The organism is Thermaerobacter nagasakiensis (assembly GCF_055396825.1).
Map to the genome: position 1 here is coordinate 2,497,013 of NZ_AP043740.1, position 24,712 is coordinate 2,521,724.

Genomic DNA, 24,712 nt, shown 5'->3' on the forward strand with positions numbered 1-24,712 from the left:
CCTTCACCGGACGCCATGGGGGCGGATCGCCGGTCGCCGCGGGGCCGGTTCGCCCCCCCTTGCGGCCACCGGGCCTCCCCCCTGCCCCGTTCGGCCCGGCCCGCTACGGCTCGAGCCCCGCCGCGGCATCGCGGGCGGTCGCCATCATGCCGACGAACACCTCCGCCAGGTAGGGGTCGAACTGGCGCCCGGCGTTGCGCTCGATCTCCGCCACGGCCATGTCGACGGTGATCACCTGCCGGTGGTAGGGGCGCCCGCCCACCATGGCGTCGAAGGCGTCGGCCACCGCCAGGATGCGGGCGGCCGGCGGGATGGCAGGGCCTGCCAGGCCGTCGGGGTAACCGCCCCCGTCCCACCGCTCGTGGTGGGAACGGACCCAGGCCGCCACCGTGGGGACCCCGGCCACCCGCCGGCTCAGCTGCTCGCTGACCAGGGGGTGGCGCCGGATCAGCTCCCACTCCTCCGCGTTGAGCCGGCCCGGCTTGTGGAGGATCCGCGGATCCACCGCCAGCTTGCCGGTGTCGTGGAGGATACCGGCCAGGTTGAGGAGCCGCAGGGACTCCCCCTGCCAGCCCACCCGCCGGGCCAGGCGGCAGGCCAGGGCGGCCACCCGCCGGCTGTGCCGGTAGGTCGGGTCATCGTACAGGGCCAGGACGGTGAGGAGCTGCCGGATGGCCGCGGGCCCCGTCCGGCGCAGGCTGTCCCCGAAGGTGCGGACGGTGTAGGACTCCAGGGCGGCCGGTTCGTCCAGGAGGTCGAACCGGCCCGCCGCCGCCGCCTCGGCCAGGGTCGCCGCCGACTCGCGGACCATGAAGACCGTATCCTCGACGGCGGCGGCCTGCGCGCCGGGCGTATCCCCTTCTCCCCGGGACGAACCGGCTGGATCCCTCCGCGGGTGGGGATGCCAGGATGAACCCCGGTGCTCAGGGTGTGCCGCTTCGCCGGAACCGCCTCCTCGACGGACCACCTCGTCCCCTCCCATCCCGGCGGGGTGCGGGGAGCCGGGGGCTCGGAACGCCGCGTCCCCCAGTTCCACTGCGCCGCTCCTGACGGCATCTGGCCCCGCCCGCCGGCTGCAGACCCATCATTTGTAAACCACATTAAGGGGGTCCCCTGGGAACATCAACGGAATTGTCCTGGGACCTGGGACCTGTTTTTCGGGCGGAAGATGCGTCACGGGTCCCAGGCCAGGGCGCCGGACCTGGCGCGGGCCGGGCTCACGGCCCGGTCCCCCCGCCTGCGCCCTCACCGATCCGCGCCGTGGGATCCAGGCTGGGACGCAGGAGCACGATCTCGACCCGCCGGTTCCGGGCGCGGTTGGCGGCGCTTGTGTTGGGGTAGCGGGGGCGCCACTCGCCGTAACCGGCGGCCGCCAAGCGCCGCGGGTCGAGCCCGGCTTGCTCGGCCAGGTAGCGCACCACCGTGGTGGCTCGCGCCGTCGACAGCTCCCAGTTGGAGGGGTAGCGGCCGCTGCGGATGGGCAGGTTGTCGGTGTGCCCTTCCACCAGGATGGTTCCCGGCACCTGGGCCAGGATCGGCGCCAGGCGGCGCAGGAGGTCCCGCCCCTCCGGTCGCAGTTCGGCCCGGCCCAGGTCGAAGAAGACCTGGTCGTCGAAGATGATGGCGACGCCCCGTTCGGTCAGCCGGGCCGACGCCCGGCCGCCCAGGCCCGCCTCCCGCAGCGCCTCGTTGACCTGTTCCACCAGCCCCTCCATCCGTTCCCGCTCCTCCGCGGACATGGGCGGCACCGCGGTACCGGCTCCCTGGCCGGGGGACGGCAGGCCGGGAAGGTCGGGCCATTCCCCGGACGGTTCACCGGAACCTTCGCCGGGTGCTTCCGGGGAGCCGGCAGGTGGAAGGGCGGGCGGGTAGGGCTGGCCCGTATCGCGGTTGAGGCCGTCCAGCACTTTGCGGGCGTCGGGCGAAATCCCCTCCGTATCGATCAGGGTCTCGCCGGCCGTGGCAAAGGCGGCCCGCAGGGAGGCGGCCAGGGCCTGGTAGCGGGCGGCGTTGACCTCGGACATGGCGTACATCACCACGAAGAAGGCCAGAAGGAGGGTGATGAGGTCGGCATAGGTGAGCAGCCAGCGCGTGGAACCGGCCCCGTCGTGGCCGCCTCCCCCGCCGCCGTGGCCGTCCCCGGGACCGCTCCCGGCCCCGTGACCGCGGCCGCCGCCGGCGCGACCCCGGACCCGGCGGGCGCCGCCCCGGCCCTCCCGCCCGCCGGCGGGGCCGGTTCCTCCGCCGGATCCCAGGCCGCTCGACCCCAGCCCGCTGGATGCCAGACCCCCGCTGCGGACTCCCCCGCTCATCAGTCACCCACCCCGGCCATCCGGGCGCCCGCCTCGCCCCCGGTGCCGCTCCGCCCGGAGGCCCCTTCGGCGGCGGTACCGGTCCCGCCCTTGCCTTCCTTGCCCCCGGCGCCGGCGGCCAGGAAGGCCTCCAGCTTTTCGCGGACGATCATGGGGTTGTCCCCGTTCTGGATGGAGAGGATGCCTTCCACCACCATGCGCCGCAGCTCGGCCTCGGCCTGGACGTTGGCCTTGATCTTGCTGGCCAGCGGCAGCCAGAGCAGGTTGGCGCTGGCGATGCCGTAGAAGGTGGCCATGAAGGCGACGGCGATGGCGGGACCCAGGGACGAGGTGTCTTCAAGGTTTCCCAGGACGTGGATCAGGCCCAGGACGGTGCCGATGATCCCCATGGTGGGGGCGTAGCCGCCCGCCGTCTCCAGGACCCCCGCCGCCACCAGGTAATGGCGCTGCTCGGCCTGGAGGGCGTTTTCCATGACCTCTTCCACCATCTCGGGGTCGGCCCCGTCGATGACGAACTGCAGCCCCTTGGCGAAGAAGGGGTCGTCCAGGTTCTTGCGCTCTTCTTCCAGCGAAAGCAGGCCTTCCCGGCGGGCCTGCTGGGCCAGGGAGACCAGCTTCTCGATCAGGGCGCCAGGCTGCAGCTTGGGCGCCCGCAGGGCGTAGGCGATGGCCCCGGGGACCAGCAGGACGTTGTGCAGCCCGGCGCTGGCCAGGGTGGCGGCCAGGGTACCGCCGAAGACCAGCAGGCTGGCCGACGGGTTGAGCAACTGGTCCAGATGGCCGCCTTCCATCACGTTGGCGATGAGGACCACCGCGATGCCGGCGATGAGCCCGATGACGGTTCCCAGATCCACAGGCCACTCCCCCGTTCGTCCGATCAGTCCCGGTTATCGGTAGGGAGCGGCAGGAGTTGACCGGTTGACGCGGCTGCCAGATGATAGCAGGCAGGTACCGGACAGGCCCGCGGGACCGGTCCGGGTCCAAGGGGCGGCAGGCGCCGGTCCGGCGCCCGGCGAAGTCCCATTCCGGGGAGGGCACCCGGTGGCCCGAAGTCACACCACCAGCGACGACATCCTCTTCACCGGCCCGCAGGCCGCCGGTAAGGCCGGCCGGCGCGGCCGGGGACTGGCCGCCCAGGGCGTGGCGGCGGCGACCCTCATCATTGCCCTTTTGACCGCCGCCAGCCGGGTGCTGGGGTTCTTGCGGGAGGCCGTCTATGCCTCGGTTTTCGGTGCCAGCCCGGAGCTGGACGCCTTCCTGGTGGCCCAGGGCGTGCCCAACCTGATTCTGGGGCTGGTTTCCACCGCCATCGCCACCGCCGCCACGCCGGTGCTGGCGGGCCTGGTCGCCTCCGGGCAGCGGGACCAGGCCGGGCGCACCTTCAGCCGGCTGGCCACCATGGTGCTGCTGGTGGTGGTGCCCGGGCTCGTGCTTCTGGGCGTGCTGGCCGAGCCCGTGGTGCGGGTGATGGCGCCGGGGTTCGGCCCCCACCAGGTGCGCCTGGCCGCCGGGCTCACCCGCATCCTGCTCATCGCTTCCTTATTTGTAACGGGGATGAACCTGCTGACCGGGCTTTTGCACGCCCACCGGCGGTTCACCGGGCCGGCCTTCACCGGGATCCCCTTCAACCTGGTGATGATCGCCGCCGCCGTCCTTTTCGGCGCCCGGTACGGCCCCTGGGCCCTGGCAGTGGGCTTCACCGTGGGCTCCCTGCTGCGGGTGCTGGTGCAGCTGCCCGAGGCCCGGGGAGTCGGCTTCCGCCAGCGGTGGGAAGTCAACCTGGACGATCCCGGCCTGCGGGCCATCGCCGCGCTCCTGCCCCCCCTCTTCCTCAGTGCCGCGGTCAGCGAGGTCAACGTGTTCGTCGACCGGATGGTGGGGTCGACCCTGGGCGAGGGGATCATCTCCGCCCTCAACTATGCGTTCCGGGTGGTCACCCTCCCCCACGGCCTGCTGGCCATGGCCCTGGTGCAGGCGCTGTACCCTTCCCTGGGCGCCGTGGCGGCACCCGGGACCGGCAACGAGGCCGCCTTCCGGCGGCTGCTCCAGCAGGGCATGGGCATGCTGATGGTGGTCCTGGCGCCCATGACCGTGGCCCTTCTGGTCCTGCGGGATCCCATCGTGGCCTTCGTGTACGGGCGCGGCAGCTTCGACGCCCGCGACGCGGCCCTGACCGCCCTGGCCCTGGCGGCCTATGGCCTCGGCCTGGTGCCCATGGCCCTGCGGGACCTGGCCACGCGCGCCCTCTACGCCCGCCGGGACAGCCGCACCCCCGCCCTGGTGGCGGTGGCGGCCATGGCGGTCAACGTGGCGGGCGACGTGGTGCTGGGCCGCTGGCTGGGGATCACGGGACTGGCCCTGGCCACCACCCTGTCCTTCACCACGGGGCTGGTGCTTCTGCTGGGACACCTGCACCACCGCCAGCGGGCGCTGGACCTGGCGGACCTGCTGGCCCGGGCCGGCCGGGTGGCGGTGGCGGCGGTGGCGAGCGCTGGGGTGATGCAGGCGGCCTACCGGCTGCTGCTGGCGCGGTGGGAGGTTCCGGTGGCCGCCCTGGGGGCGGGGACGGCAGGGGCCGTGGTCGAACTGGCCCTGGTCGCCCTGCCCGGGGCCGCCGGTTGCCTGGCGTACCTGGCCGTGCTGCTGCTGCTGCGGGCGCCCGAGATCGGCGAGCTCTATGGGGCGGGGCGGCGCCTCCTGGGACGGATCAGCCTGGTACGGTGATACTGTTGAACGCCCGCGCGCCGCGCCCTGACGCGGGGTGGTGCCCAGGGGTACGGGTCACGGGCCCTCCACCGGCACGCCCGGCCGCCAGCGGGCCGGCGCCCGGTCCCCGCTTGGTCGCCGCCGCCGGCCCCGTTACACGTAATGGCAGGCCGCCCAGTGGCCCGGCGCCTGCTCGACCAGGGCCGGTTCTTCCGCCCGGCAGCGCGCGGTGGCCAGCGGGCAGCGGGTGTGGAACCGGCAGCCCCGGGGCGGGTTCACCGGGCTGGGCAGCTCGCCCCGGAGCTCGATGCGCTCCCGCGCCGGCGCCAGCGGGTGGGGCCGCGGGATGGCGGCCAGCAGGGCCCGGGTGTACGGGTGCAGGGGCCGACGGAAGAGCTCGCCGGCGGGCGCCACCTCCACCAGCTTGCCCAGATACATGACCCCCACGCGGTCGCTGATGTGCCGCACCACCCCAAGGTCGTGGGAGATGAAAAGGTAGGTCAGCCCCAGTCGCTGCTGCAGCTCCAGGAGCAGGTTGAGGATCTGAGCCCGCACCGACACGTCCAGGGCCGAGACGGCCTCGTCGCACACCAGAAACTCGGGCTCCGGCGCCAAGGCCCGGGCGATGCCGATCCGCTGCCGCTGGCCGCCGGAGAAGTGATGCGGGTAGCGGGTGGCGTGCTGGGGGCTGAGGCCCACCAGCTCCAGCAACTCGCCCACCCGCCGCCGGCGGTCCGCCTTCGACCCCAGGCCGTGGATCAACAGGGGCTCGCCGATGAGCTCCCCCACGGTCATCCGGGGGTTCAGGGAGGCGAAGGGGTCCTGGAAGACGATCTGCATCCGGCGCCGCAGCCGGCGCAGCCGGGGTGCCGGCAGGCGAGCCAGGTTTTCCCCCGCGAACCAGACCTCCCCCTCCGTCGGCTCCTGCAGGCGCAGGACCAGCCGGCCGGTGGTCGACTTGCCGCAGCCCGACTCGCCCACCAGGCTGAAGACCTCGCCGCGGTGGATGGAAAAACTCACCCCGTCGACGGCGCGGACGCTGAGCCGCCGGCCCAGCAGGCCCCCGGCCAGGGGGAACTCCTTGCGCAGGTTCACGGCCCTTACCAGGGGTTCACCAGCCGGGGGTGCCCCGGCCTCCGGGGCTGCGGCGGGCGCCGGGACCGCTGCGGGCACCGCGGCCGCCGCACTTTCCGCGGGCAGCCGGGCGGGGGCCTCGCCTGGTGCCGGGGCGGCTGCAGCTCCGGCGGGCGCCCGGGCGGGAGCCTCGCCGGGCACCGCGGCGGCTGCAGCCTCAGAGGGCACCCGGGCGGGGTCGTGGCGGACGGCACTTTCCCTTCGGTTCACCGGTGACCACCTCCATCAGGCGTCGCGGCCGGTCCCCGCGGGGCGGAAGCGGAGAACCCGCCGTCCACGCCCTCGCCGGCTGCCAGGCCGTCCCACGGGGAAGCCCCTCCTGGCCCCCCGGCCGCGCCTTCGCGCACCACGCCCTCAAGGCGCAGCTCGCCCGCCCGGTGGCAGGCTACGCCCCCGGCCAGCACAGGCAGCTCCCGGTGGCAGCGTTCGACCGCGTAGGGGCAGCGGGGGGCGAAGGCGCAGCCGGGCGGCAGCTGGGCCGGGTGGGGTACCGCCCCCGCCATGGCCCGCAGGGGCGTCTTGGGCGCTGCCGCCAGCGGCAGGGACTGCAGCAGGCCCTCGGTGTAGGGGTGGCCCGGCCGGTCGAAGAGGTCCGCCACCGTCGCCTTCTCCACGATGCGGCCGGCGTACATCACCGCCACCCGGTGGCACATCTCCGCCACCACGCCCAGGTCGTGGGTGATGAGCAGGATGGCGGTGCCCGTCTCTTCCTGCAGGGCCTTCATCAGGTCGAGGATCTGGGCCTGGACGGTGACGTCCAGGGCGGTGGTCGGCTCGTCGGCGATCAGCACCCGCGGGCGGCAGGCCATGGCCATGGCGATCATCACCCGCTGCCGCATGCCGCCCGAGAGCTGGTGGGGGTACTGGCGGGCCCGGCGCTCCGGCTCGGGGATGCCGGCCCGTTCCAGGAGCTCCACCGCGCGGCGGCGGGCGGCACCGGCCGGCGTCCCGTGGAGGATCAGGGCCTCGGCGATCTGGGCGCCCACGGTCATCACGGGGTTCAGGGAGGTCATCGGCTCCTGGAAGATCATCGCCATCTCCTGGCCCCGAACCCGCCGCCAGTGGGACTCGGGCTGGGCGAGCAGGTTCTTCCCGTTGAGGAGGACCTCGCCCCGCACCTGGGCCCCCGGCGGCAGCAGGCCCATGAGGGCCAGGGCGGTGACGCTCTTGCCGCTGCCCGACTCCCCCACCAGCCCCAGGACCTCGCCGGCGTAGAGGTCGAAGTCGATCCCCCCGACGGCCCGGGCGGGGCCGGCCGGGGTGGGAAAGGTCACTTCCAGGCCACGTACTTCGAGAACCACCAAGGGTCGTTCACCTCCCGTGCCGGACCTTGGGGGTGCGGGGCCTGGCGATCCGGCCGGCCGGGACCGGCCCGCGGCGGCCCGGCCCGAAGCGCGCCACGGCCGCAACGGGCCGGACCGCATCGCGGCCGCCACGGGCAGGACGGCGCCCGGGGCGGGACGGCCGGGACCGGACGAGGGCCCCGGAGCCGCGGCGACGGGGCCGCGGCCCGTAACCGGCGCCGGGGCGGGCAGCGGCGCCCAGGGCGGCCGGGCGCCGGACCGTACCTTCCGGCGTCTTGCGCGCCGGGCCGGCCCCCTGCCGGCGCCTACGCATCCCGCGGGTCCAGCACGTCGCGCAGGCCGTTGCCCAGCACGTTGAAGCAGAGCACGGTGAGCAGGATGGCGGCGCCCGGGTAGATGGCCAGCATGGGCTGGGTCCACATGTACACCTGGGCGTTCTTCAGCATGTTGCCCCACGAGGCGTCGGGCGGCTGGATGCCCAGGCCCAGGTAGCTCAGGCCGCTTTCCGCCAGCACCGCCCACCCCACCGCCAGCGACAGCAGGGCCAGCAGCGAGGGGACCACCTGGGGAAACAGGTGCCGCCAGATGATGCGGGCCGGCGAGGCGCCCAGGGCCACCTCCGCCTCGATGAACTCCCGCTCCCGCCACTTGAGGAACTCGGCGTACACCAGCCGCGCCACGGGCATCCAGTAGTTCAGCCCGATCACCGCCACCACCACCGCCGGCGAATCCCCGAACACCGCCAGCTCGGCGACGATGAGGAAGTACGAGGGGATCGCCATCATGGCGTCGACCAGGCGCATGAGCACCGTCTCGACCCACCCGCGGTAGAACCCGGCCAGGGCCCCCACCAGGGTGCCGGCCCCCAGGGCGATGGCGGCGGCCAGGGCGGCCACGGTCAGGGTGATGCGGCCGCCCGCCAGCATGCGGGCCAGCATGTCGCGGCCCAGCTCGTCGGTGCCGAGCCAGTGGCCGGGGCCGGGTGGCGCCAGGCTGGCCGCGGGGTCCGTGGCGTCGGGGTCAAGCCCCAGGAGGGGCGGCAGGGCCCACACCAGGATGTAGAGCAGAAGCAGCACGGCGGCGGCGGCCAGCAGGGCGGGGCGGCGGCGGACCCGGGCGACGAACCCCTCGGCGTCGGGCTGCAGGGCCTCGGCGGCACCGGGCTCGCCGGGCGCCAGCCCGCCGGTGGCGCCGGCGCCCGGTGGCGGCGACCCGGCGGGACCGGCGCCGGCCCGCGGTGCGACGCGGGGGGCGGGGCGCGGCTCGGGAACCGAAACGGTCATCGTCTTCCCTCCTTACCCGGCGGCGTGGCGGATGCGCGGATCGACCAGGGAGTAGGCCAGGTCGACCACCAGGTTAGTGATCACCACCACCACGCCAGCCACCACCGTCACCGCCATGATCACCGGGTAGTCCCGGCCCATGGCCGCCTCCACCGCCAGCCGGCCCATGCCCGGCCAGGCGAACACGCTCTCGGCGATCACCGAGCCGCCCAGAAGGGCCGGGATCAGCAAACCCAGCATGGTCAGCACCGGGATCAGCGCGTTGCGCAGGGCGTGGACCACCATCACCCGGACCGGCCCCGCGCCCTTGGCCCGCGCCGTGCGGATGAAGTCCTGGTGCAGGACCTCCAGCAGCGACGACCGCACGAAGCGCAGGATGTTGGGAAGGATCACCAGCATCAGGACGAAGGACGGCATGACGAGGTGCGCCAGCCGGTCGGCCAGGGAGAACTCCGCGCCCACCGTGGCCATGCCGCCGCTGGGGAGCAGGTTCCACCGCACCGACAGGGCCATGATCAGCAGGATGCCGAACCAGAAGTCCGGCACCGACACGCCCAGGGTGGAAATCAGCGTGGCCGCGTGGTCGATCCACGACCCCCGGCGGAGGGCGGCGGCGATGCCCAGCGCCAGCCCCACGGCGAGGGAGAGCGCCAGGGTGGCGGCCGCCAGGACCGCGGTGTTGCCCAAGCGCTCCAGCACCAGGGGCATCACCGGCTCGCGGCTGTTCATGGACTGGCCGAAGTCGCCCTGCAGGGCGTCCCCCAGCCAGCGCACGTAGCGGACCGGCAGGGGCTGGTCGAGGCCCAGCTGGCGCATCAGGGCCTCCCGCTGCTCGGCCGTGGTCTCCATGCGCATGACGGCGCCAGGCCCGCCAGGGGCCAGGTTGACCAGAAGGAAGGTCACCACGGTGATCACCCACAGGACCACGAGCCCCTGCAGCAGGCGCCGGCCGGCGTAGCGCAGGGATGCCATGCTGATCGCACCTCCCCCCGCCCGGATGCGGCGGGCCACGATGGGGTTCCATGCCGCCGGGGAACCTGGGCCAGACGGAGACGGACCCGGCGAACCCGCGGAACCCGGCGGATGCTTGGGACCCGGCCAAGGCGAAAGCCGCGTGGAACCGGCCGAGGAACGCCTCCCCCGGAGGAACCGGCCGGCGGGCCGGTTCCTCCGGATGGCGACGCGATGCGGGCCCGGCTCAGCGGGTCTTGTACCACTCGTCCACGTACAGGCCCTTGACGGCGTAGCTGCCGGGCGGCACGTGCAGCGCCTTGTTGTAGACCACGATGCTCTCGGGCCACCACAGGTAGAGGTAGGGCAGTTCCTCGGCCATCAGCTTCTGGGCCTCGGCGTAGATGGCCTTGCGCTCCTCCTCGCTGGTGGCGGCGCGCCCGCGGCGCAGCAGGTCGTCCAGGGCGGGGTTGCGGTAGTTGGGGATGTTGTTCCCCCGGCCCGCCGCCTCCGAGGCATAGTACGGGTAGACGTCGGGGTCCGCCGGCGTGGACCACCAGGCCAAAGTCGCCTCGTAGTCCCGGTTGACGATGGCCTTTTCGATGTAGCTGTTCCAGTCGAGGACGTCCACGTCCACCTGGATGCCCAGGTCCTTCCACCACTGCTGGACCAGCAGGGTGGCGGGCACCAGCTGGCGCATCTGGGCCGCGGTCATCGTGATGTGGAAGGGCTTGCCGTCCTTCTGCAGGATGCCGTCGGGCCCCGGCGTCCAGCCGGCCTCGGCCAGCAGGGCCTTCGCCTTCTCAGGATCGTACGGATAACGGGCCACGTCGCCGTTGTAGTACTCGGCCTGCAGGGGCGGGATGGGGCCCGTGGCCACCTGGCCGTAGCCCTTGATCAGGTTCTCGATCATCGCTTCCTTGTCGATGGCGTACGAGAGCGCCTGGCGCACCCGCTTGTCCTGGAAGCGGGGGTCGTCCTGGTTGAGGGCGACGAAATAGTAGACGTTGGTCAGCACCCGCTCCAGCTGCAGGTTGGGGTTGTTCTGGAGCTTGTCCAGCAGGGTCGGGTCGTCGATGGACAGCATGTCCACCTCGCCCGCCAGCAGCTGGGCCACCTGGGCGTTGACGTCCGGGACGATGCGGAAGACCACGTCCTTGACCTTGGGCTTCTCGCCCCAGTAGTGCGGGTTGGGCACCAGGCGCACGTGGGAGCCGGAGACGTACTCGGCCACCGTGAAGGGTCCCGTGCCGACGGGGTTCTTCTTGTTGAACTCGTTCAGGCTCCACGGGTCCTCGACGCCCTCGAAGACGTGCTTGGGCAGGATGCCGGCGTAGTACGCCAGGTACGAGGGCAGCGAGGCGAAGGGCTCCTTGAGGTGGAATTCGACGGTGTGCGGGTCGACCGCCACCACCTTCTCCACCGCCTTGTACTCGCTGCTGTGGTTGGCGCCCAGGTCCGGGTTCAGGACGATCTCGTTGAAGGTGAAGGCCACGTCGTCGGCGGTGAAGGGCTGGCCGTCGGACCACTTCACGCCTTCCCGCAGCTTGAAGGTCCACACCAGGCCGTCGCCGGAGACGCTCCACTCGGTGGCCAGGTGGGGCACCGGCTTCATGTGCTCGTCCCACCGGGTGAGGCCGGGCAAGATCATCTCGTTGATGATGTTGGATTCCGCATAGGCGTTGGGGTGCCACGGGTTGAAGGTCGGGTCCGCCGGGGTCACCAGGGTGACCGTGGCGTTGGGATCGTAGGCCTCGCCACCTTCGCCGCCTCCGCTGCCCGCGCTGCCCCCGGCGCCGCCGCTGCCGGTTCCTCCCGCGCCGCCGCCCCCGCCGCTGCCGCAGGCCGCCAGCAGGGTGGCAGCGGCCACCAGCAGGGCCGCCGCGATCCGGGCCAGGGAACGCCGCCTGCTCCGGTATGGCCCGGCGGCGCCTCCGGATCCACGCCCCGCGGTGGACCCGGCCGGCCGGCCGCCGGCTTCATCCCATCGAACCGCCATGATGCATGCCCCTTTCGTCTGGTGAAGAACCCGTCGCGTGGTGAAGAACCCGTCGCGTCGAACCCATACCCCTGGATCGTCTCGTGTCAAGGCCGGGCGCCGGCCCCCGCCCCCGGGGACCTGGGCGCGCCCTGGCCCCCTCAGCTCCTGGCCCCCGGGCCCGCCGCGCTGACCGCCCCGGCATAGCCCAGCTGCCGGGAGATGTCCCGGGCCGCCAGCCGCACCAGCTCGCCCAGATGCTCAAGCCGCTCGGGAGGAATGCGCAGCGACGGCCCGCCGGCGCTCACCCCCGCCACCACGCGACCCCGGGCATCGAAGATGGGCGCCCCCACGCCCCGTGCCCCGGCCTCGATGTCCTCGTCGCTGATGGCGTAGCCGCGCCGCCGGATCTCGGCCAGCTCGGCCCGCAGCTGCTGGGGGTCGACCACCGTCTTGGGCGTGTAACGGGGGAGGAAGGGCAGCATGTCCAGCACCCGCGCCTGCTCGGCTTCGGGCAGGAAGGCCAGCATGGCCTTGGGCACGGCTCCCGCGTGCAGGGGGCTGCGCGCCCCCAGGGGCGTGGCCAGGCGCAGGCCCGCCGGGCCATCCCGCCGGTCGATGACCACCGCCATGCCGTCGACCAGGGCGATCAGGTGCACCGTCTCCCCCGTCTCCGCCGCCAGCCGGTCCAGGATCGGCTGGGCCAGCCGGATCAGGGAGCGCTCTTCCGCCGCCAGCACCGCCAGGCTCAGCAGCATGGGAGTCAGCACATAGCGCCCGTGCTCCCCCAGCCGGATCAGGCCATAGGCCTCCAGCGTCTTGAGGCAGCGGAAGCACTGGTTCTTCCCCAGCCCGGTGATCCGGGCCAGCTCGGCCAGGCTGTGCTCGTGGGGCGGTTCCCGGAAGGCGAAGAGCACGTCCAGGGCCTTGATGACCGCCTGGATCACGTAGCCGTGGCCCGGCCCCGCCGGTGACTGGGGTGCCGGCCGGGCCGGCTTGGACACCGGCTGGGGTGCCGGCCGGGGCGCGGGCTGGGGTAGCGGCTGGGATACGGGCCGCTGCGCCGCCCGGGACGCCGGCCGGGCGCCCTGCTCCCCCGCCATGGGCACCAGACCTCCTTTCCATAAGGGCTTGCCGCAAGGGCTTGCGTGAGGCTGAACCGCATCGGTTGATCTGTTCAACCACCGCGGTCCAGTCAACCGCCGGATTAGTCGCTACCGATTCGCCTCACCTTCGCCGGTTCCTGCTAGCCGCCCGGAGGATTTCGAAAAATTTTTTGCCTCAGGCGACGACCAGCAGGAGGAGCCGGCATCCCCACGCCGAATCCGAGGCACATCGCTCAGTCAAATTGTTTGATTTAGTCAAATAAAGGAGGTGAGGCGGCATGCGCGCCCGGATCAACGGGGTCGAGCTGGTCTACGAGGTGTTCGGCGAGGGGATCCCCCTGCTCACCCTGCACGGTGGTCCCGGGCTGGGCAGCCGGGCCGGCGACCGGGAGGCGTTCATGCCCTTCACGGAGCTGGGGCTCCAGCTGGTGTGCTTCGACCAGCGGGGTTCCGGCGAGTCGGAAGGAGCGCCCCCGTACAGCCACGAGCAGTGGGTGGCGGATATCGAAGGGCTCCGGCAGCACCTGGGCCTGGGCAAGATGGTCCTGGCCGGCGGCTCCTACGGCGGCCACTTGGCCCTGGAGTACGCCCTGCGCTACCCGGAGAACCTCTACGCGCTGATCCTGCGGGACACCGCCGCCAGCAACCGCTACCAGGAGAAGGCGGTGCAGGCGGCCCTGGCCCGCAACCTGCCCGGGGTGGACCGCGCCATGCTGGCCAGGCTCTTCGCCGGCCAGGTCTACGATGACGAGGACTTCCGCGCCTGCTACGAGGCGATCATGCCCCTTTACGAGGTCAACTTCGATCCTGAGCGGGCCCGGGCCAAGCTGGAGCGGATCCGCTTCCGCCACGAGACCCACAACTGGGCCTTCTCCCGCAACCAGCCCCAATATGACCTGACGAACCGGCTGCACGAGATCCAGGTGCCCACCCTGGTCCTCTGCGGCCGCCACGACTGGATCACGCCCCTGGAGGCCTCGGAGGAGATCGCCCGGCTCATGCCCAGGGCACGGCTGGTGGTGTTCGACCACAGCGGTCACTCGCCCCAGGTGGAGGAGCCGGAAAAGTTCCGCCGGGTGGTGCGGGAGTTCCTGCTGGAGGTCGTGCCCGGGCTCAAGGGCTAGCCTGGCTTCCGGGGGCGGAGGGTGGCTGCGGCGGGCGGCGGGTCCCACCCCGCTGCGGAGCAGCCGCGGCGGGCGCAAGCCCGGCGAGCGGACCGGACGCGTGGAGCTTGAAAGGCTTGACAGCGCCTGGAGAAAGGAAGTTGCCCGTGAGCAACAGCATGCCCGAACCCGCGGCGGGTGCCGCCGCGGCGGGTTCGACCGCCAAGAGGAAGAAGTACGACGGCTACCGTTCCTTCCAGTTCCTTGAGCCGGGGGTCGACTACCGGCCCTTCCAGCTGGCCAGGGAGATCGGCCGGGTCTCCCCCTACGTGGTGGAGGTGTCCGACGCCCAGGAGCAGCGGGTCCAGCGGCTCCTGGCGGAGAACGTGGTGATCTCCCTCCACGAGCACCTGATGGTGATCCCCGAGGACGTGGGACAGGTCTTCGACTACATCCGCGAGGGCCGGATCTTCACGGGCTACGAGGGCCTGGCGGCTTCGGGGCTCGATGCCGTGTGCGAGAACTTCCTCAACGGCGCCGCCACCATCACCTCCAAGATGGGGTGGAAGTGGACCGACATCATCCACGACATCGGCATGCGGTTCGCCGACCTGGCCCACCAGGACTTCGTCATCCGGGCGGAGCGGGTCGACGACATCCTGCGCGCCCACGCCGAGGGCCGGGTCGCCCTGATCCCCAGCCTGGAGGCGGCAACGCCCATCGAGAACGAGCTGGACCGGCTCGACGTGCTGTACGGCCTGGGGATCCGGATGATGGGCATCGCCTACAGCGAGGGGAACGCCCTGGGCTGCGGCCTGCGGGAGCCGCGGGACGGCGGGCTGACGGTCTTCGGCCGGCAGGCCGTGGAGCGGATGAACAAGCTGGGGATCGCCATCGACGTGTCCCACTCGGGCGACCAGACGGCCCTGGATACGATCCGGTTCAGCAAGAAGCCGGTCTTCATCACCCACGCCGGGGCCCGCGCCCTGTGGCCCAGCCGGCGCCTCAAGCCCGACGAGGTGATCAAGGCCTGCGCCGAGCGGGGCGGCGTGATCGGCATCGAGGCGGCGCCCCACACCACCCTGACCCGCAACCACCCCGAGCACAGCATCGAGTCGGTGATGGAGCACTTCGAATACTGCGTGGAACTGGTGGGCATCGACCACGTGACCTTCGGGCCCGATCTGCTCTTCGGCGACCACGTGGCCCTGCACAAGGCCTTTGCCGCCCACCTGTCCATCGGCGCCAGCAAGGCGTCGGGCGAGGACCATCCCCATGTGCCCTATGTGCGGGGCCTGGAGAACATCGCCGAGGCATGGCCCAACATCGTCCGCTGGCTCGTCAAGCACAACTACTCCGACGACGAGATCAAGAAGGTGATCGGCGGCAATACGCTGCGGGTGCTGCGGGAGGTCTGGCACGGGTAGGTGTAGGGGGACGGATGGCGGCCGCGCAGCCTGCCGGTCCGAAGACGGTCTTTGAGGATGGCCATTGGGGATGGCCATTGGGGATGGCCTTTGAGGTGGCCGCCACGTGCAACTGTTCGACGACCACCACGCCACATCCTGGCGGACATCCCGGGCCCGCGCATGGAGCCGGGCCAGCCGGCGGCGGGCCTGTTGCCACCCCCGGCTGCCCTTTTGGCGGCGGGCCAGGGCGCGGCTGGACCGGGCGATCTTTCGGAGCGCTTTTTCAAGGGGCCGAGGATTCGGCCCCTTCTCACCTGTCGAAAGGACCGCCAGGTGCTTGACGCCCGCATCGACGCCGACGACCTTCCAGGGGAACCAAGGGCGGCCTGGCGGCCGCTCCACCTCGCAGGTGAAGCTGACGAACCACCGGCCCCCCTCCCGTGACACCGTGGCCGCGAGGATGCGGGCCGTTCCCGCCTGAATGCGCCGAAGGAGGGCCGTGGCCGGCTCGTGGGTCTTCACCCACCCGATCCGGGGCAGCACGACGCGGCTCTTGTCGTCCACCCGGATCGCACCCGTGGTGAACCGCACCGACTCCCGGCCACGGCCCTTATTCCGGAAACAAATGACTAAGAAGCGCGTTAGCTGTTCTAAGCCCCTCCACCTGGTACCGGGCAAAGAACTCGGCGAGAGGGCAGGAGGTCCGAATGACGGTAAAACGTCCCCGATCAGCCCTGTCCACGGTCTGGCGTCGAGCAACCACGTGCTCACGAGCTATTCCCTCACCACGAGCTATTCCCTCACCCGGTCCCCGGCCGGTTCCCGGCGCGCGGCCGCCTGCGCCAGCGCCTGTGCGCCCGCCTCGTTCAGGCCATCTTTTCGGCCCACCGCCGAGCACGGGATGTACGGATCGCTTCCCGGGCCTCCCCCGTGTCCACGGGCCGATCGACCTTCAGCACGCTGCGCAGCTCCTTGAGACTCCGCGGCCGTGGCAGCGCCCTGTGGCGGGCCAGCGCCCACAAGCTCCGCCACACCTTTGGGACGCGGCTGCCTGAGGCGGGCGTCGACCTGCTTGTCATCAAGGACCTGCTCGGCCACGCGACGGTGGCGACGACCCCGATTTACGCGCATGTGGCCCAGCGGCGGCCAAGGGAGTCTGTACGATCTCCCCGTTGCCGTTGACGTCAACGAGCACCTCGTCGCCTTCCGCAAGGTCCACCCGCTCCCGGATCGCCTTGGCGAGGGTCACTTGTCCTCGTTGCAGGATCGCGATGGCTACGGCCCGATCTCCTTCCCCCTCACCATTCCGCCAGCCGCGCCGCCAGGCGCCTGAGGTCGCGGTCGTTGGAGGCGACCCGGTAAGGCTCGGCCTGCGACCGGGAGGCCAAATAGCCGTCCACGAAATCAAGTTTTTTCGAGTACCGGCTGAGGGCGTAGAGAATGTGCTCGTCGTCCTCACACTCCACCCCGGGTAAGGCAAGCACCCGCTCGACAAGGCCGGCCGCTTCGCGGGGATGCAGGCCGAAGCCTGAAAGCACAAGCAACGTTTCAAAGACCACGATGGGCGTTACCACCAGGGTCACCGCGCCCCGAGCGGCCCGCTCAAAGAGGGCCCGCACCCGGTCCCGGACGTCGTTGTCCGGAGCCTGGTCTGGCGCGAGCAAGTAGATAATCAGGTTGGTGTCCAGCAACCACCGCTCCGTCACGATGCGTCCCTCGCCGGCGCCGCTTCCCGCCACACCGCATCCGCGTGCGGCTTGGGCTGGCTCTCGCGCCAGGCTTCGGCGTAATCGCCGGCGGCCCGCTCAAGGGCTTCGGTCAGGGACCGGCCCACCTTGCCCGTCAGCGCCCCCGCCACCTCCTCGATAGACCGGGGTGCTGGAAGCGGGTGCAGGACGATGTCGCCGCCCTCAGTCACGTAGCAGACCATCTTTCGCCCTTCGGTAATGCCAAGGGCTTCCCGGATTCCGACCGGCAGGGTGACCTGTCCTCGGCCACCAACGCGGAGGATTGCCATAAGCCCCTCACCTCGCGCCCTCATTGTCCGTTACCTCCCCCTAGATGTCAATCTGACCCACTGGCTTCCGGTTTGATTACTCTTATGCGGAATGGTGGGCCTTTATGGCGCATTCTATTCAGGGAAGGCGAAAGACCATACAGGCGTGCCTACTTCCAGCATACCACCGCGGTGGCTGCAAGCGATTGCGGCTCCCCGTTAAGGCCCGTTGACGTCGTGCCGCTACGCCTGTAGCGTTGCAGGGGATGGGATGTGAGACCTTGCCGGACGATGGATTCTGGAGTGCCGGGTGCTGGAGTGCCGAACTCGCCGCAGCCAGGGGGCGCGTCGCCCGGATCGCCGCCCGGACGCCCCTGATCCCCTCTCCCGCGCTGTCGGAGCGGCTGGGAACCGGCGTGTACCTGAAGCTCGAAACGCTTCAGCCCACGGGTTCCTTCAAGCTCCGGGGCGCCGCCAACAAGCTGGTCCGGCTCGCCGAATCGGCACCCAGCCTCGGATCACCGCCCGGTGTGGTCACCTTCTCCACGGGTAACCACGGGCGGGCCGTGGCCTACGTGGCCCGGCGGCTGGGACTCCGGGCCGTGGTGTGCGTCTCGGAGGGCGTGCCGCCCGTCAAGCTGGAGGCCATCCGCCGGCTAGGGGCCGAACTGGCCATGGCCCCCACCCAGGACGACGCGGAAGCCCTCTGCGCCCGCCTCGCTACCGAGCAGGGGCTGGTCGTGGTTCATCCCTTCGACGACCCCGACATCATCGCCGGCCAGGGCACCCTCGGCCTGGAAATCCTGGACGATCTGCCCGAGGTGGAGGCGGTGATCGTTCCGCTCTCCGGCGGTGGCCTGCTGTCCGGTGTGGGCCTGGCCCTGCGGCACTTCGGACCGCCCCGCCCCGTGCAGCTCATCGGCGTGTCCATGGAACGGGGGCCGGTGATGTTCCACAGCCTCCGGGCCGGCCACCCCGTCACCCTGCCCGAGGAACCCAGCCTGGCCGACAGCCTGGTGGGCGGCATCGGCCTAGACAACCGCTGGACCTTCCGCCTGGTGGGCCGCCTGGCGACCGACGCCGTGCTGGTCTCGGAAGAAGCCATCGCCCGGGCCATGACCTTCATGCTGGAAGAACACGGCCTCCTGGTGGAAGGCGGCGCCGCCACCGCCATCGCCGCCCTGCTGGAGGCCGCCCCGCCAACCGGAACCGGCCGGCCCGACGCGGCTGCAGGCCGCAACCCCTTGACCTCCCTGAGGGGGGTCTTCCCCTGGCGGCCCGGGGGCCCCCTGCCCGTTCCCCGCCGCATCGTGGTGGTGGTCACGGGCCGCAACGTGGATCCGCGGCGGGTGCTCGGCGGCTGATGTCCCCGGCGCCCCGTGCCGGGACGGAGCGCGGCCCTCGCCGCAGCCTCAAGATGCCTCAAGATGCAGGGGTCCCCGATTGTTCAACGAGGAATCCCCGATTGTTCACTGACCGGCTCCCGATTGTTCGACGGCCCCTAATCACCCCGGCCGGCCTTTCAGGTGACCGCGGCCTCAAGGAGGAAGAGGCGGGGCTTCTTCGGATCTGCCTCCAGCCGGGCCCGGACACCCAGCGGCAGGGTGAACATGGGATCGGTGTGGCCGAAGTCGAAGTCGACGGCCACAGGAAAGTCGTAGCCGCGCACCGCCCGCAGAACGATCCCGTCCAGGGGGTCGTCCTCGGAAAAGCCCGCCTGGGGCGGATAGCGCCCCAGCACCAGGCCGGCGATACGGGCGAACACGCCCATGTGGCGGAGCTGCGTCAACATGCGATCGACGGTGGCGGGTTGCTCCGCCTCGTCGTCCTCCAGGCAGAGGATCACGCCGTCGACCTGCGGCCACCAGGGCGTCCCCGCCAGCAGAAGCAGCGTGCCGGCGTTGCCAGCCAGGATCGGGCCCTCGGCCCGGCCCGGGCGCAGGGTGCGCGGTCCCGGGTTGGGTACGTAGCGCCGGGGCCGGTCGTCCTCCACGTCCCAGCGCAGGCGTTCCGTCGTCCATTCGGGGGAAGGTGCCAGTTCCCCCGGCGGAACGGCCTCCATGGTGACCCGGCACAGGTGCTCCCACGTGTAAGGGTGGATGCCGCCGTATTCGCCGAACTGGGGCATCAGGGCGGGGCCCAGGATGGTCACCAGCCCGGTGCGGGCGTGCAAGGCCACGTGCAGGGCCGTGATGTCGCTGTAACCGATGAAAAGCTTGGGATGGCGGGCGATGTATTCGTAGTCCAGGTCTTCCAGCAGGTGGTGGCAGTTGTAGCCGCCGATGGTGTTGAGGATGGCTTTGACGTCAGGGTCCCGCCAGAGTTCGTGGAGATCGGCCAGCCGCTGCTCGGGCGTCCCGGCGGTGTGCCCATGCCGGGCCGTGGCGTGACGAGCCGGCCGGGGACGGAAACCCCGCCGTTCGAGTTCCGCGAGGCCGCGCTGATAGCGCCGCGGGCACTCGGCGGCCACCGGAGCGGAAAGAGACACGACGCCCACGGTATCGCCGGGCCGTAACCGTGCGGGCTTGCGCAGCGCCCACCTCACTGTCTCGACGCGCCTCCTCCGACCTCCGGTAGGCTCCTCTAGCCCTGCCCTAACCTTTGCCGGCCATACGGCCAACCCTGCTCACGGAGTCGCACACCGGCCTGAATGGCCAGTGCGGCCGCTACCGGCGTTCGGGTCCGGCCGTGACCGATTTCACTGGATGGTTACCGCTCCCGTCGGGCCGCCGCCCGGCCGACGGCATAGCCGCCCCAGGCTACCAGGAACACCACCAGGCCCATGGGCAGGACCCAGCCGAAGAACCTGGCCGTGGGACTCACGGCGGGTGCACCGATGGCTGCCGGTCCCTCTTCGGCTAGGTACCGGATCAGCAAAAAGGCGGCCAGCCACAAGAGGTTGACGGCGCCCACCACTTCGATGCGGTGCATGGAACGGCCCCCTGCCTTGCTGCTGCGCCGAGCGGGATCGGGGCGAGCCCATTCGCCTGGCGATCGATGTGCGCCCCCCACTCACCGGCCTTTACGGACGCGGTTAGCCCAGTCGGTCACTGCGTCGCCCGTTGCCCGCATTACCGCTGCCGCTTGAGCGGCGCCGGCTGGGCCTGGCGCGTGGCTGCGGCCTGTTCGGCCCCCGGCCAGCGGCCGGTCCTGAGCTCGTCCACCAGGTTGAACAGGTAGTGGCGGAAGTCGGGGGCCAGCTCCGGCCGCATCAGGGCAAACTCCACCGTGGCCTGCAGGAAGCCCAGCTTCTCCCCCACGTCATAGCGCCGGGACCGGGTCTGGTAGGCGTAGACCGCCTGGTCCCGGGCCAGCATCCGCAGGGCGTCGGTCAGCTGGATCTCGTCGTTCTTGCCGCGGCCCACCCGCTCCAGCAGGTCGAAGATCTCGGGCTCGATGATGTACCGGCCGACGATGGCCAAATTGGAGGGCGCTTCGGCGGGGTCGGGCTTTTCCACCATGTCCCGGACGCGGTAGAGGCCCTCCCCCACCGGCTCCCCCGCCACCACGCCGTAGCGCCGCACCTGCTCCCGCGGCACCTCCCGCACGGCCACCACGCTGGCGCCCGTCTCGCGGTAGCGGGCCATCAGCTCCGCCAGGGCCGGTTCGTCCCCGATGAAGATCTCATCGCCCAGGAGCACGGCGAAGGGCTCGTCGCCCACGTGGCGGCGGGCCTGCAGCACCGCGTGGCCCAGTCCCAGCGGCTCCTTCTGCCGGACGAAGTGGACGTCGGCCAGGTCGGCGATGTGGCGCACCCACTCCAGCATCTCGTCCTTGTTGCCCCGCTCCAGGTGCCACTCCAGCTCGATGGAGCGGTCGAAGTGGTCTTCGATGGCACGCTTGCCGCGACCCGTGACGATCAGGATGTCGTCGATGCCGGCGGCCACGGCCTCCTCCACCACATACTGGATGATGGGCTTGTCGACCACGGGCAGCATTTCCTTGGGCTGGGCTTTGGTCGCCGGCAGGAAGCGGGTTCCGAGGCCCGCCGCCGGGATCACGGCCTTGCGAACGGTCCGTGGCAATGTACAAACCTCCTTCGGCTCATCCCGGATCCGCGTATACCGATCAGAAATGACGCGCCTGCCGCCGGTCAGGGATGGAATGGACGGGTAAGCCGCCATGGACTGGCGAACGGCGATGAACCCCAGCTGTATCGCCAGGGCCGGACGGGCGCATCCCCTCGACGCCCATCCTTTTTCTTACTTCTCCAGTTTCATTCCAGGCTTTCGGGGCCGCGGGCCGCCATTCCTCCCGGCGCCAGACCCTTCGGCGCCAGTGCCGCGAGCCGCCGGCTTCGGACTTCGGCCCGGGCCGGTTCCGGCACTCCGCGCCCCCTCGCCGGGGTCCGGCGCTCTAGCCCTTCAACGTTCCCTGGGCGAGGCAGCGGCTGCGGCTGTTGACCGGCCAGCCAGGGCCAGCTGCTGCAGGCGGGCTTCCAGCACGTTCAGCGCCTGCCGCAGCCCCTCGATGCTCTCCTTGCCCGCCACCAGGATGCCGTCCCGGGTGGCCGCCAGCACCAGATCCCGCACGCCCATGACCACCGCGGGCAGCTCCTCGCTGAGCACCGTCACGCCGGACGAACCCTGCACCACCGCCGGTGCGCCGCCCAGCACCACGTTGCCGTGTTCGTCCGCGGTCCCGTGCCGCTCCACGGCCAGCCAGGAGCCCAGATCGTCCCAGGCGAAACCCGCCCGGATGCACAGGATGTGCCGGGCCCGCTCCAGCACGGCGTAGTCGACGGAGATGGACGGGAGGGACTGCCAGGCGCCTTCCCAGGCGGGCCGCGGCTCGCCCGCCGCCACCCGCGCCGCCAGGCGTGCCAGCTCCGGCGCCGACCGCTCGAGTTCCCCGCGGAAGACGGAATTCCGCCAGGCAAACATCCCGCTGTTCCACAGGTAGCGCCCCGCCGCCAGGAAGGCCGCCGCCTGTTCCGGCCCCGGCTTCTCGACGAACCGGCGCACGGGGGTGGCGTGGTCATGCGAGGGCGCAGCCGGGACACGATCCCGGCGGTCGGGGTCTTCCAGTTCGTCTTCCAATTCAATGTACCCGTACTGGGTCTCGGGGCGGGTCGGCTCGATGCCGAAGGTCACCAGGGCGCCGGCGGAAGCCGCCACGGCCAGGGCCTGATCTGCCGCCCGGGCAAAGGCCGGCACGTCGGGGATGTGATGGTCCGCGGGAAGAACCAGCACCGCCGCATCCCCATAGCGCCGGGCGATGTGACCGGCGGCCAGGGCCAGGGCGGGAGCCGTGTTCTTCCCCGACGGCTCGATGACCAGCTGCCCCGCGGGAAGGTCCGGCAGGACCCGGCGCGTGGCCTCGGCGTAGGCCGCCCCGGTCACCACCCAGACGTCGCTGAGCCCCGGCACGGCCCGCGCCCGCTCCCAGGTCGCCTCCAGCAGGGTGCGCCCGCCGAAAAGGCGGAGAAACTGCTTGGGCCGTTGCGGCGTGCTGGCCGGCCAGAGCCGGCGCCCCTCGCCGCCGGCCAGGATGACGGCGATGCGCGGCAGGACGGGCATGGTTCCTCTCCCTTCCGGCACTCGGGTGGCGGGGTTGCCCTTCCGGCGTCACGCCAGCAGGCTTGAAGCCGGCGGGCCTGAAGCTGATGGGTAGGGAAACACCCTGGACGCCTCTTCGTCGTATTCCAGGGTACCGGTTCCTGGGATGACAAACAACGTCATGTCACTGCGGTGGTGGGAGGCGAGGGGCGACGGCAGAAGCCGCTGCCATCCGGCCCTACCGGGACGAACCCCGCCCGGCCAGACCCGGCCCGCCGCCCGGCGGGGCCCCCTTCACCCACACGCGGCCGCTCAGGCGCGCCTCGTAGAGGCCCGCACCCGTCTCGGCCAGGGAGACCCGTTCCACCCAGAGGGCCGGTTCGGCCTGCGCGACGCGCCTGAGCCACCCCTCAATGGCATTCCACGTACCCCCGAGTTCCACCGTGACGGCCACGGCCCCATAGGATGCAGGATCACCGGCTCCCGCAGCGGCCGGCAGGGCGGACGCGGAACCTTGGTTCAAGTCCGGGGCAGGGGGTGCGGGCGGCGCGCCGGCGGCCGGTGGTGCGGACGGGGCCGGTTCGGCCACCCCGCCCGCAGCCGAGCCGGGGTTCCTCGTGACCTCGACCCCAGCTTCGCCCCCGCCGGCCGGGGGGGTCAGGGCCTCATAGGCCCCGAACTGCACCGCCAGCAAGGTGGCACCGGTGTTCCGGGCATACCCGTCGAGCCGGACCCCAAGCCCGGGCAGGCTGGTGACCGGCAAAAGGCGCGCCTCGGCTGCCTCCACCTGGCGGCGCAGCTCGTCCCGCTGGGCTGCGGCTGCCTGGACGGTATCCAACATCGCCTCCTGGGCAGCCGCTTCCTCCGTGGCGACCGCGACCTGGGCCCGCAGTTCCATGAGCCGCTGGACATCGGGGACGAGTACCAGGCCGCCGAAACCGACAAGAAAGACGCAGGCGGCAAGCAGCAAGAACGGCACCAGCCGCACCAGGGGCGAGCGCCGGGCGTACCCCCGCAGCAGGAGAAGCCCGCCGGGGTTCCGGGCACCGGCCCGTCCGTCCCGCCGGGCGCCCCGCCCATCCGCCGCCGCCGTGGCTTCCCTTTCTTGCCTGGAGGGCCGGCCCGCGGACCGCTCCCAGGGCATCACGGCTGCCCCCCTTGCTGCGTCGCGTTGGACGGCTCGCTGCCCGCAACGGCAAGCCAGGCGTCGATGTCGAAAGCCACCTGCTCCCCATCCGGGACCGAACCGCCCCATTCCGATGCCGAACCGGGTACCGATCCGGTGACCGGACCTCCTGTCCCAGGAGATGGCGCAGGAGCGGCGGCCCCCACAACGGCCATTTGCCGGACCCACACCCCCCTGAAGAAGCCGGCGGCGGCCAGCGCCCGGGCATACTGGTCAACGGCCGCATACGAGGGAGCCATTCCCGACAGGTGGACGGCTCCGCCGCCTTCGACGTCCATCCGGCTCAAGGTGACACCGCCCGGCAGAGACGCCCGGGCCGCTGCCAGGACAGCCGCCGCCTCCCAGGGTGGATCGCCGATGGCTTGCAGCGCTTCCCACCGCCGCTGCAGCGCAGCCTTCTCCCGTGCCGCCGGTACCAGGGGGGCCACCGCGGCCTCGGCGGCCAGCCGCCGGGCTTCGGCCTGGCGCAGGGCCCTTTCGGCCCGGGACGCCAGCCCGTTGACCCCCAGCCACCCGAGCCCGGCGACCAGGTCCAGCAACGCAAGGACCAGCAGCGCCGCCGTCCATCGCGCCGCCACCCGGACCCGCCGGGCCGGCATCCGGGGTGCCAGCAGGTTCATCCGGGGTACGAGGCGGCCGGCGCGTGCCGTGACAGGCCGCCGCCCGGAGCCCTGCCTCGTTGCCGGCCGCCCGGTCCCTTGTACGACCGGAGAAGGAGCCGGATGGATCCTGCCCTGGTACCCTGC

General features: G+C 71.7%; 23 protein-coding genes and 2 pseudogenes. 5 read left to right on the plus strand and 20 right to left on the minus strand.

The genetic code is table 11. The annotated features are described in order from the left end of the window. Positions 1–103: 103 nt before the first annotated feature. The 3 genes from ACZ5T9_RS10590 to ACZ5T9_RS10600 all read right to left on the minus strand — a co-directional run bounded on the left by ACZ5T9_RS10590 (position 104) and on the right by ACZ5T9_RS10600 (position 3,166). A complete protein-coding gene (locus ACZ5T9_RS10590) occupies positions 104–967 on the minus strand; it encodes an HD-GYP domain-containing protein (RefSeq protein WP_464833027.1) in 864 nt (287 codons plus the stop codon). Positions 968–1,217: 250 nt separating this feature from the next. Beyond that, positions 1,218–2,312, minus strand: coding sequence for a flagellar motor protein MotB (locus ACZ5T9_RS10595; protein ID WP_464833028.1), 1,095 nt, complete (start codon positions 2,310–2,312; stop codon positions 1,218–1,220). After that, positions 2,312–3,166, minus strand: coding sequence for a flagellar motor protein (locus tag ACZ5T9_RS10600; RefSeq protein WP_464833030.1), 855 nt, complete (start codon positions 3,164–3,166; stop codon positions 2,312–2,314). Before ACZ5T9_RS10600 ends, ACZ5T9_RS10595 begins: the two co-directional genes overlap by 1 nt. Positions 3,167–3,353: 187 nt before the next feature. Here ACZ5T9_RS10600 and murJ point away from each other — a divergent pair, with 187 nt between their 5' ends. Beyond that, complete coding sequence (murJ, locus tag ACZ5T9_RS10605; protein ID WP_464833031.1) at positions 3,354–5,036, plus strand: murein biosynthesis integral membrane protein MurJ; 1,683 nt, start codon at positions 3,354–3,356, stop codon at positions 5,034–5,036. A gap of 135 nt (positions 5,037–5,171) precedes the next feature. Here murJ and ACZ5T9_RS10610 read toward each other — a convergent pair whose 3' ends face one another. From ACZ5T9_RS10610 to ACZ5T9_RS10635, 6 genes are all read right to left on the minus strand, one after another. Next, positions 5,172–6,362 carry an ABC transporter ATP-binding protein gene (locus tag ACZ5T9_RS10610; RefSeq protein WP_464833033.1) on the minus strand — a complete coding sequence of 397 codons (1,191 nt, stop codon included), beginning with the start codon at positions 6,360–6,362 and terminating at the stop codon, positions 5,172–5,174. Beyond that, complete coding sequence (locus tag ACZ5T9_RS10615) at positions 6,359–7,456, minus strand: ABC transporter ATP-binding protein (protein ID WP_464833035.1); 1,098 nt, start codon at positions 7,454–7,456, stop codon at positions 6,359–6,361. The genes ACZ5T9_RS10610 and ACZ5T9_RS10615 overlap by 4 nt, the downstream gene beginning before the upstream one ends. A 305-nt stretch (positions 7,457–7,761) precedes the next feature. Next, positions 7,762–8,739, minus strand: coding sequence for an ABC transporter permease (locus ACZ5T9_RS10620; RefSeq protein ID WP_464833036.1), 978 nt, complete (start codon positions 8,737–8,739; stop codon positions 7,762–7,764). 12 nt (positions 8,740–8,751) lie between these two features. Further along, positions 8,752–9,711 carry an ABC transporter permease gene (locus tag ACZ5T9_RS10625; RefSeq protein ID WP_464833038.1) on the minus strand — a complete coding sequence of 320 codons (960 nt, stop codon included), beginning with the start codon at positions 9,709–9,711 and terminating at the stop codon, positions 8,752–8,754. A gap of 226 nt (positions 9,712–9,937) precedes the next feature. After that, the gene (locus tag ACZ5T9_RS10630) at positions 9,938–11,689 is read right to left on the minus strand and encodes an ABC transporter substrate-binding protein (protein WP_464833039.1); all 1,752 of its coding nucleotides are present in this window, start codon (positions 11,687–11,689) and stop codon (positions 9,938–9,940) included. Between the two features lie 140 nt (positions 11,690–11,829). Next, positions 11,830–12,771, minus strand: coding sequence for an IclR family transcriptional regulator (locus tag ACZ5T9_RS10635; RefSeq protein ID WP_464833040.1), 942 nt, complete (start codon positions 12,769–12,771; stop codon positions 11,830–11,832). A 281-nt stretch (positions 12,772–13,052) separates the two neighbouring features. On the opposite strand from ACZ5T9_RS10635, the gene ACZ5T9_RS10640 reads away from it, so the two are divergent. Then, on the plus strand, positions 13,053–13,898 hold the full coding sequence (locus ACZ5T9_RS10640) for an alpha/beta fold hydrolase (protein WP_464833041.1): 846 nt from the start codon (positions 13,053–13,055) through the stop codon (positions 13,896–13,898). Positions 13,899–14,044: 146 nt separating this feature from the next. Next, complete coding sequence (locus ACZ5T9_RS10645; RefSeq protein WP_242823273.1) at positions 14,045–15,304, plus strand: dipeptidase; 1,260 nt, start codon at positions 14,045–14,047, stop codon at positions 15,302–15,304. Between the two features lie 192 nt (positions 15,305–15,496). Here the strand turns inward: ACZ5T9_RS10645 and ACZ5T9_RS10650 are convergent. Beyond that, a pseudogene (locus ACZ5T9_RS10650) lies at positions 15,497–16,057 on the minus strand (transposase); the annotation flags it as partial. 159 nt (positions 16,058–16,216) lie between these two features. Between ACZ5T9_RS10650 and ACZ5T9_RS10655 the strand changes: the two are divergent. Continuing rightward, positions 16,217–16,468, plus strand: coding sequence for a tyrosine-type recombinase/integrase (locus tag ACZ5T9_RS10655; RefSeq protein WP_464833043.1), 252 nt, complete (start codon positions 16,217–16,219; stop codon positions 16,466–16,468). Here ACZ5T9_RS10655 and ACZ5T9_RS10660 read toward each other — a convergent pair. The 4 genes and pseudogenes from ACZ5T9_RS10660 to ACZ5T9_RS10675 all read right to left on the minus strand — a co-directional run. Next, positions 16,365–16,694, minus strand: a complete 330-nt coding sequence (locus tag ACZ5T9_RS10660; RefSeq protein ID WP_464833044.1) for an AbrB/MazE/SpoVT family DNA-binding domain-containing protein — start codon at positions 16,692–16,694, stop codon at positions 16,365–16,367. The genes ACZ5T9_RS10655 and ACZ5T9_RS10660 overlap by 104 nt on opposite strands. After that, positions 16,585–16,992 carry a PIN domain-containing protein gene (locus tag ACZ5T9_RS10665; RefSeq protein WP_006904144.1) on the minus strand — a complete coding sequence of 136 codons (408 nt, stop codon included), beginning with the start codon at positions 16,990–16,992 and terminating at the stop codon, positions 16,585–16,587. Before ACZ5T9_RS10665 ends, ACZ5T9_RS10660 begins: the two co-directional genes overlap by 110 nt. Next, positions 16,989–17,216 (minus strand): hypothetical protein, encoded by a 228-nt coding sequence (locus ACZ5T9_RS10670; RefSeq protein WP_242823275.1) that lies wholly within the window; start codon positions 17,214–17,216, stop codon positions 16,989–16,991. Before ACZ5T9_RS10670 ends, ACZ5T9_RS10665 begins: the two co-directional genes overlap by 4 nt. Before the next feature lie 9 nt (positions 17,217–17,225). Next, positions 17,226–17,327, minus strand: a pseudogene (locus ACZ5T9_RS10675) (hypothetical protein); the annotation flags it as partial. A gap of 236 nt (positions 17,328–17,563) precedes the next feature. On the opposite strand from ACZ5T9_RS10675, the gene ACZ5T9_RS10680 reads away from it, so the two are divergent. Next, positions 17,564–18,646 carry a pyridoxal-phosphate dependent enzyme gene (locus ACZ5T9_RS10680; protein ID WP_464833046.1) on the plus strand — a complete coding sequence of 361 codons (1,083 nt, stop codon included), beginning with the start codon at positions 17,564–17,566 and terminating at the stop codon, positions 18,644–18,646. A 158-nt stretch (positions 18,647–18,804) separates the two neighbouring features. On the opposite strand, the gene ACZ5T9_RS10685 is transcribed toward ACZ5T9_RS10680, so the two are convergent. The 6 genes from ACZ5T9_RS10685 to ACZ5T9_RS10710 all read right to left on the minus strand — a co-directional run bounded on the left by ACZ5T9_RS10685 (position 18,805) and on the right by ACZ5T9_RS10710 (position 24,544). Next, on the minus strand, positions 18,805–19,827 hold the full coding sequence (locus ACZ5T9_RS10685; RefSeq protein ID WP_464833047.1) for a S66 peptidase family protein: 1,023 nt from the start codon (positions 19,825–19,827) through the stop codon (positions 18,805–18,807). Between the two features lie 164 nt (positions 19,828–19,991). Continuing rightward, positions 19,992–20,213 carry a hypothetical protein gene (locus ACZ5T9_RS10690; protein WP_464833048.1) on the minus strand — a complete coding sequence of 74 codons (222 nt, stop codon included), beginning with the start codon at positions 20,211–20,213 and terminating at the stop codon, positions 19,992–19,994. A 140-nt stretch (positions 20,214–20,353) separates the two neighbouring features. Further along, entirely contained in the window at positions 20,354–21,307 is a 954-nt protein-coding gene (gene galU, locus ACZ5T9_RS10695; RefSeq protein ID WP_464833049.1) for a UTP--glucose-1-phosphate uridylyltransferase GalU, read from the minus strand. 339 nt (positions 21,308–21,646) lie between these two features. After that, entirely contained in the window at positions 21,647–22,801 is a 1,155-nt protein-coding gene (locus ACZ5T9_RS10700; protein WP_464833050.1) for a mannose-1-phosphate guanylyltransferase, read from the minus strand. Positions 22,802–23,018: 217 nt separating this feature from the next. Next, positions 23,019–23,924, minus strand: coding sequence for a hypothetical protein (locus ACZ5T9_RS10705; protein WP_464833051.1), 906 nt, complete (start codon positions 23,922–23,924; stop codon positions 23,019–23,021). After that, complete coding sequence (locus tag ACZ5T9_RS10710) at positions 23,924–24,544, minus strand: PilN domain-containing protein (protein ID WP_464833052.1); 621 nt, start codon at positions 24,542–24,544, stop codon at positions 23,924–23,926. Before ACZ5T9_RS10710 ends, ACZ5T9_RS10705 begins: the two co-directional genes overlap by 1 nt. Positions 24,545–24,712 lie beyond the last annotated feature (168 nt).

Excerpts from the sequence above, each read along its gene's own strand:
- ACZ5T9_RS10595 (WP_464833028.1), bottom strand. The coding sequence starts at position 2,312 with ATGAGCGGGGGAGTCCGCAGCGGGGGTCTGGCATCCAGCGGGCTGGGG.
- ACZ5T9_RS10620 (WP_464833036.1), bottom strand. The coding sequence starts at position 8,739 with ATGACCGTTTCGGTTCCCGAGCCGCGCCCCGCCCCCCGCGTCGCACCG.
- ACZ5T9_RS10625 (WP_464833038.1), bottom strand. The coding sequence starts at position 9,711 with ATGGCATCCCTGCGCTACGCCGGCCGGCGCCTGCTGCAGGGGCTCGTG.
- ACZ5T9_RS10630 (WP_464833039.1), bottom strand. The coding sequence starts at position 11,689 with ATGGCGGTTCGATGGGATGAAGCCGGCGGCCGGCCGGCCGGGTCCACC.
- ACZ5T9_RS10635 (WP_464833040.1), bottom strand. The coding sequence starts at position 12,771 with ATGGCGGGGGAGCAGGGCGCCCGGCCGGCGTCCCGGGCGGCGCAGCGG.
- ACZ5T9_RS10640 (WP_464833041.1), top strand. The coding sequence starts at position 13,053 with ATGCGCGCCCGGATCAACGGGGTCGAGCTGGTCTACGAGGTGTTCGGC.
- ACZ5T9_RS10670 (WP_242823275.1), bottom strand. The coding sequence starts at position 17,216 with ATGGTCTGCTACGTGACTGAGGGCGGCGACATCGTCCTGCACCCGCTT.
- ACZ5T9_RS10690 (WP_464833048.1), bottom strand. The coding sequence starts at position 20,213 with ATGCACCGCATCGAAGTGGTGGGCGCCGTCAACCTCTTGTGGCTGGCC.
- ACZ5T9_RS10700 (WP_464833050.1), bottom strand. The coding sequence starts at position 22,801 with ATGCCCGTCCTGCCGCGCATCGCCGTCATCCTGGCCGGCGGCGAGGGG.
- ACZ5T9_RS10705 (WP_464833051.1), bottom strand. The coding sequence starts at position 23,924 with ATGCCCTGGGAGCGGTCCGCGGGCCGGCCCTCCAGGCAAGAAAGGGAA.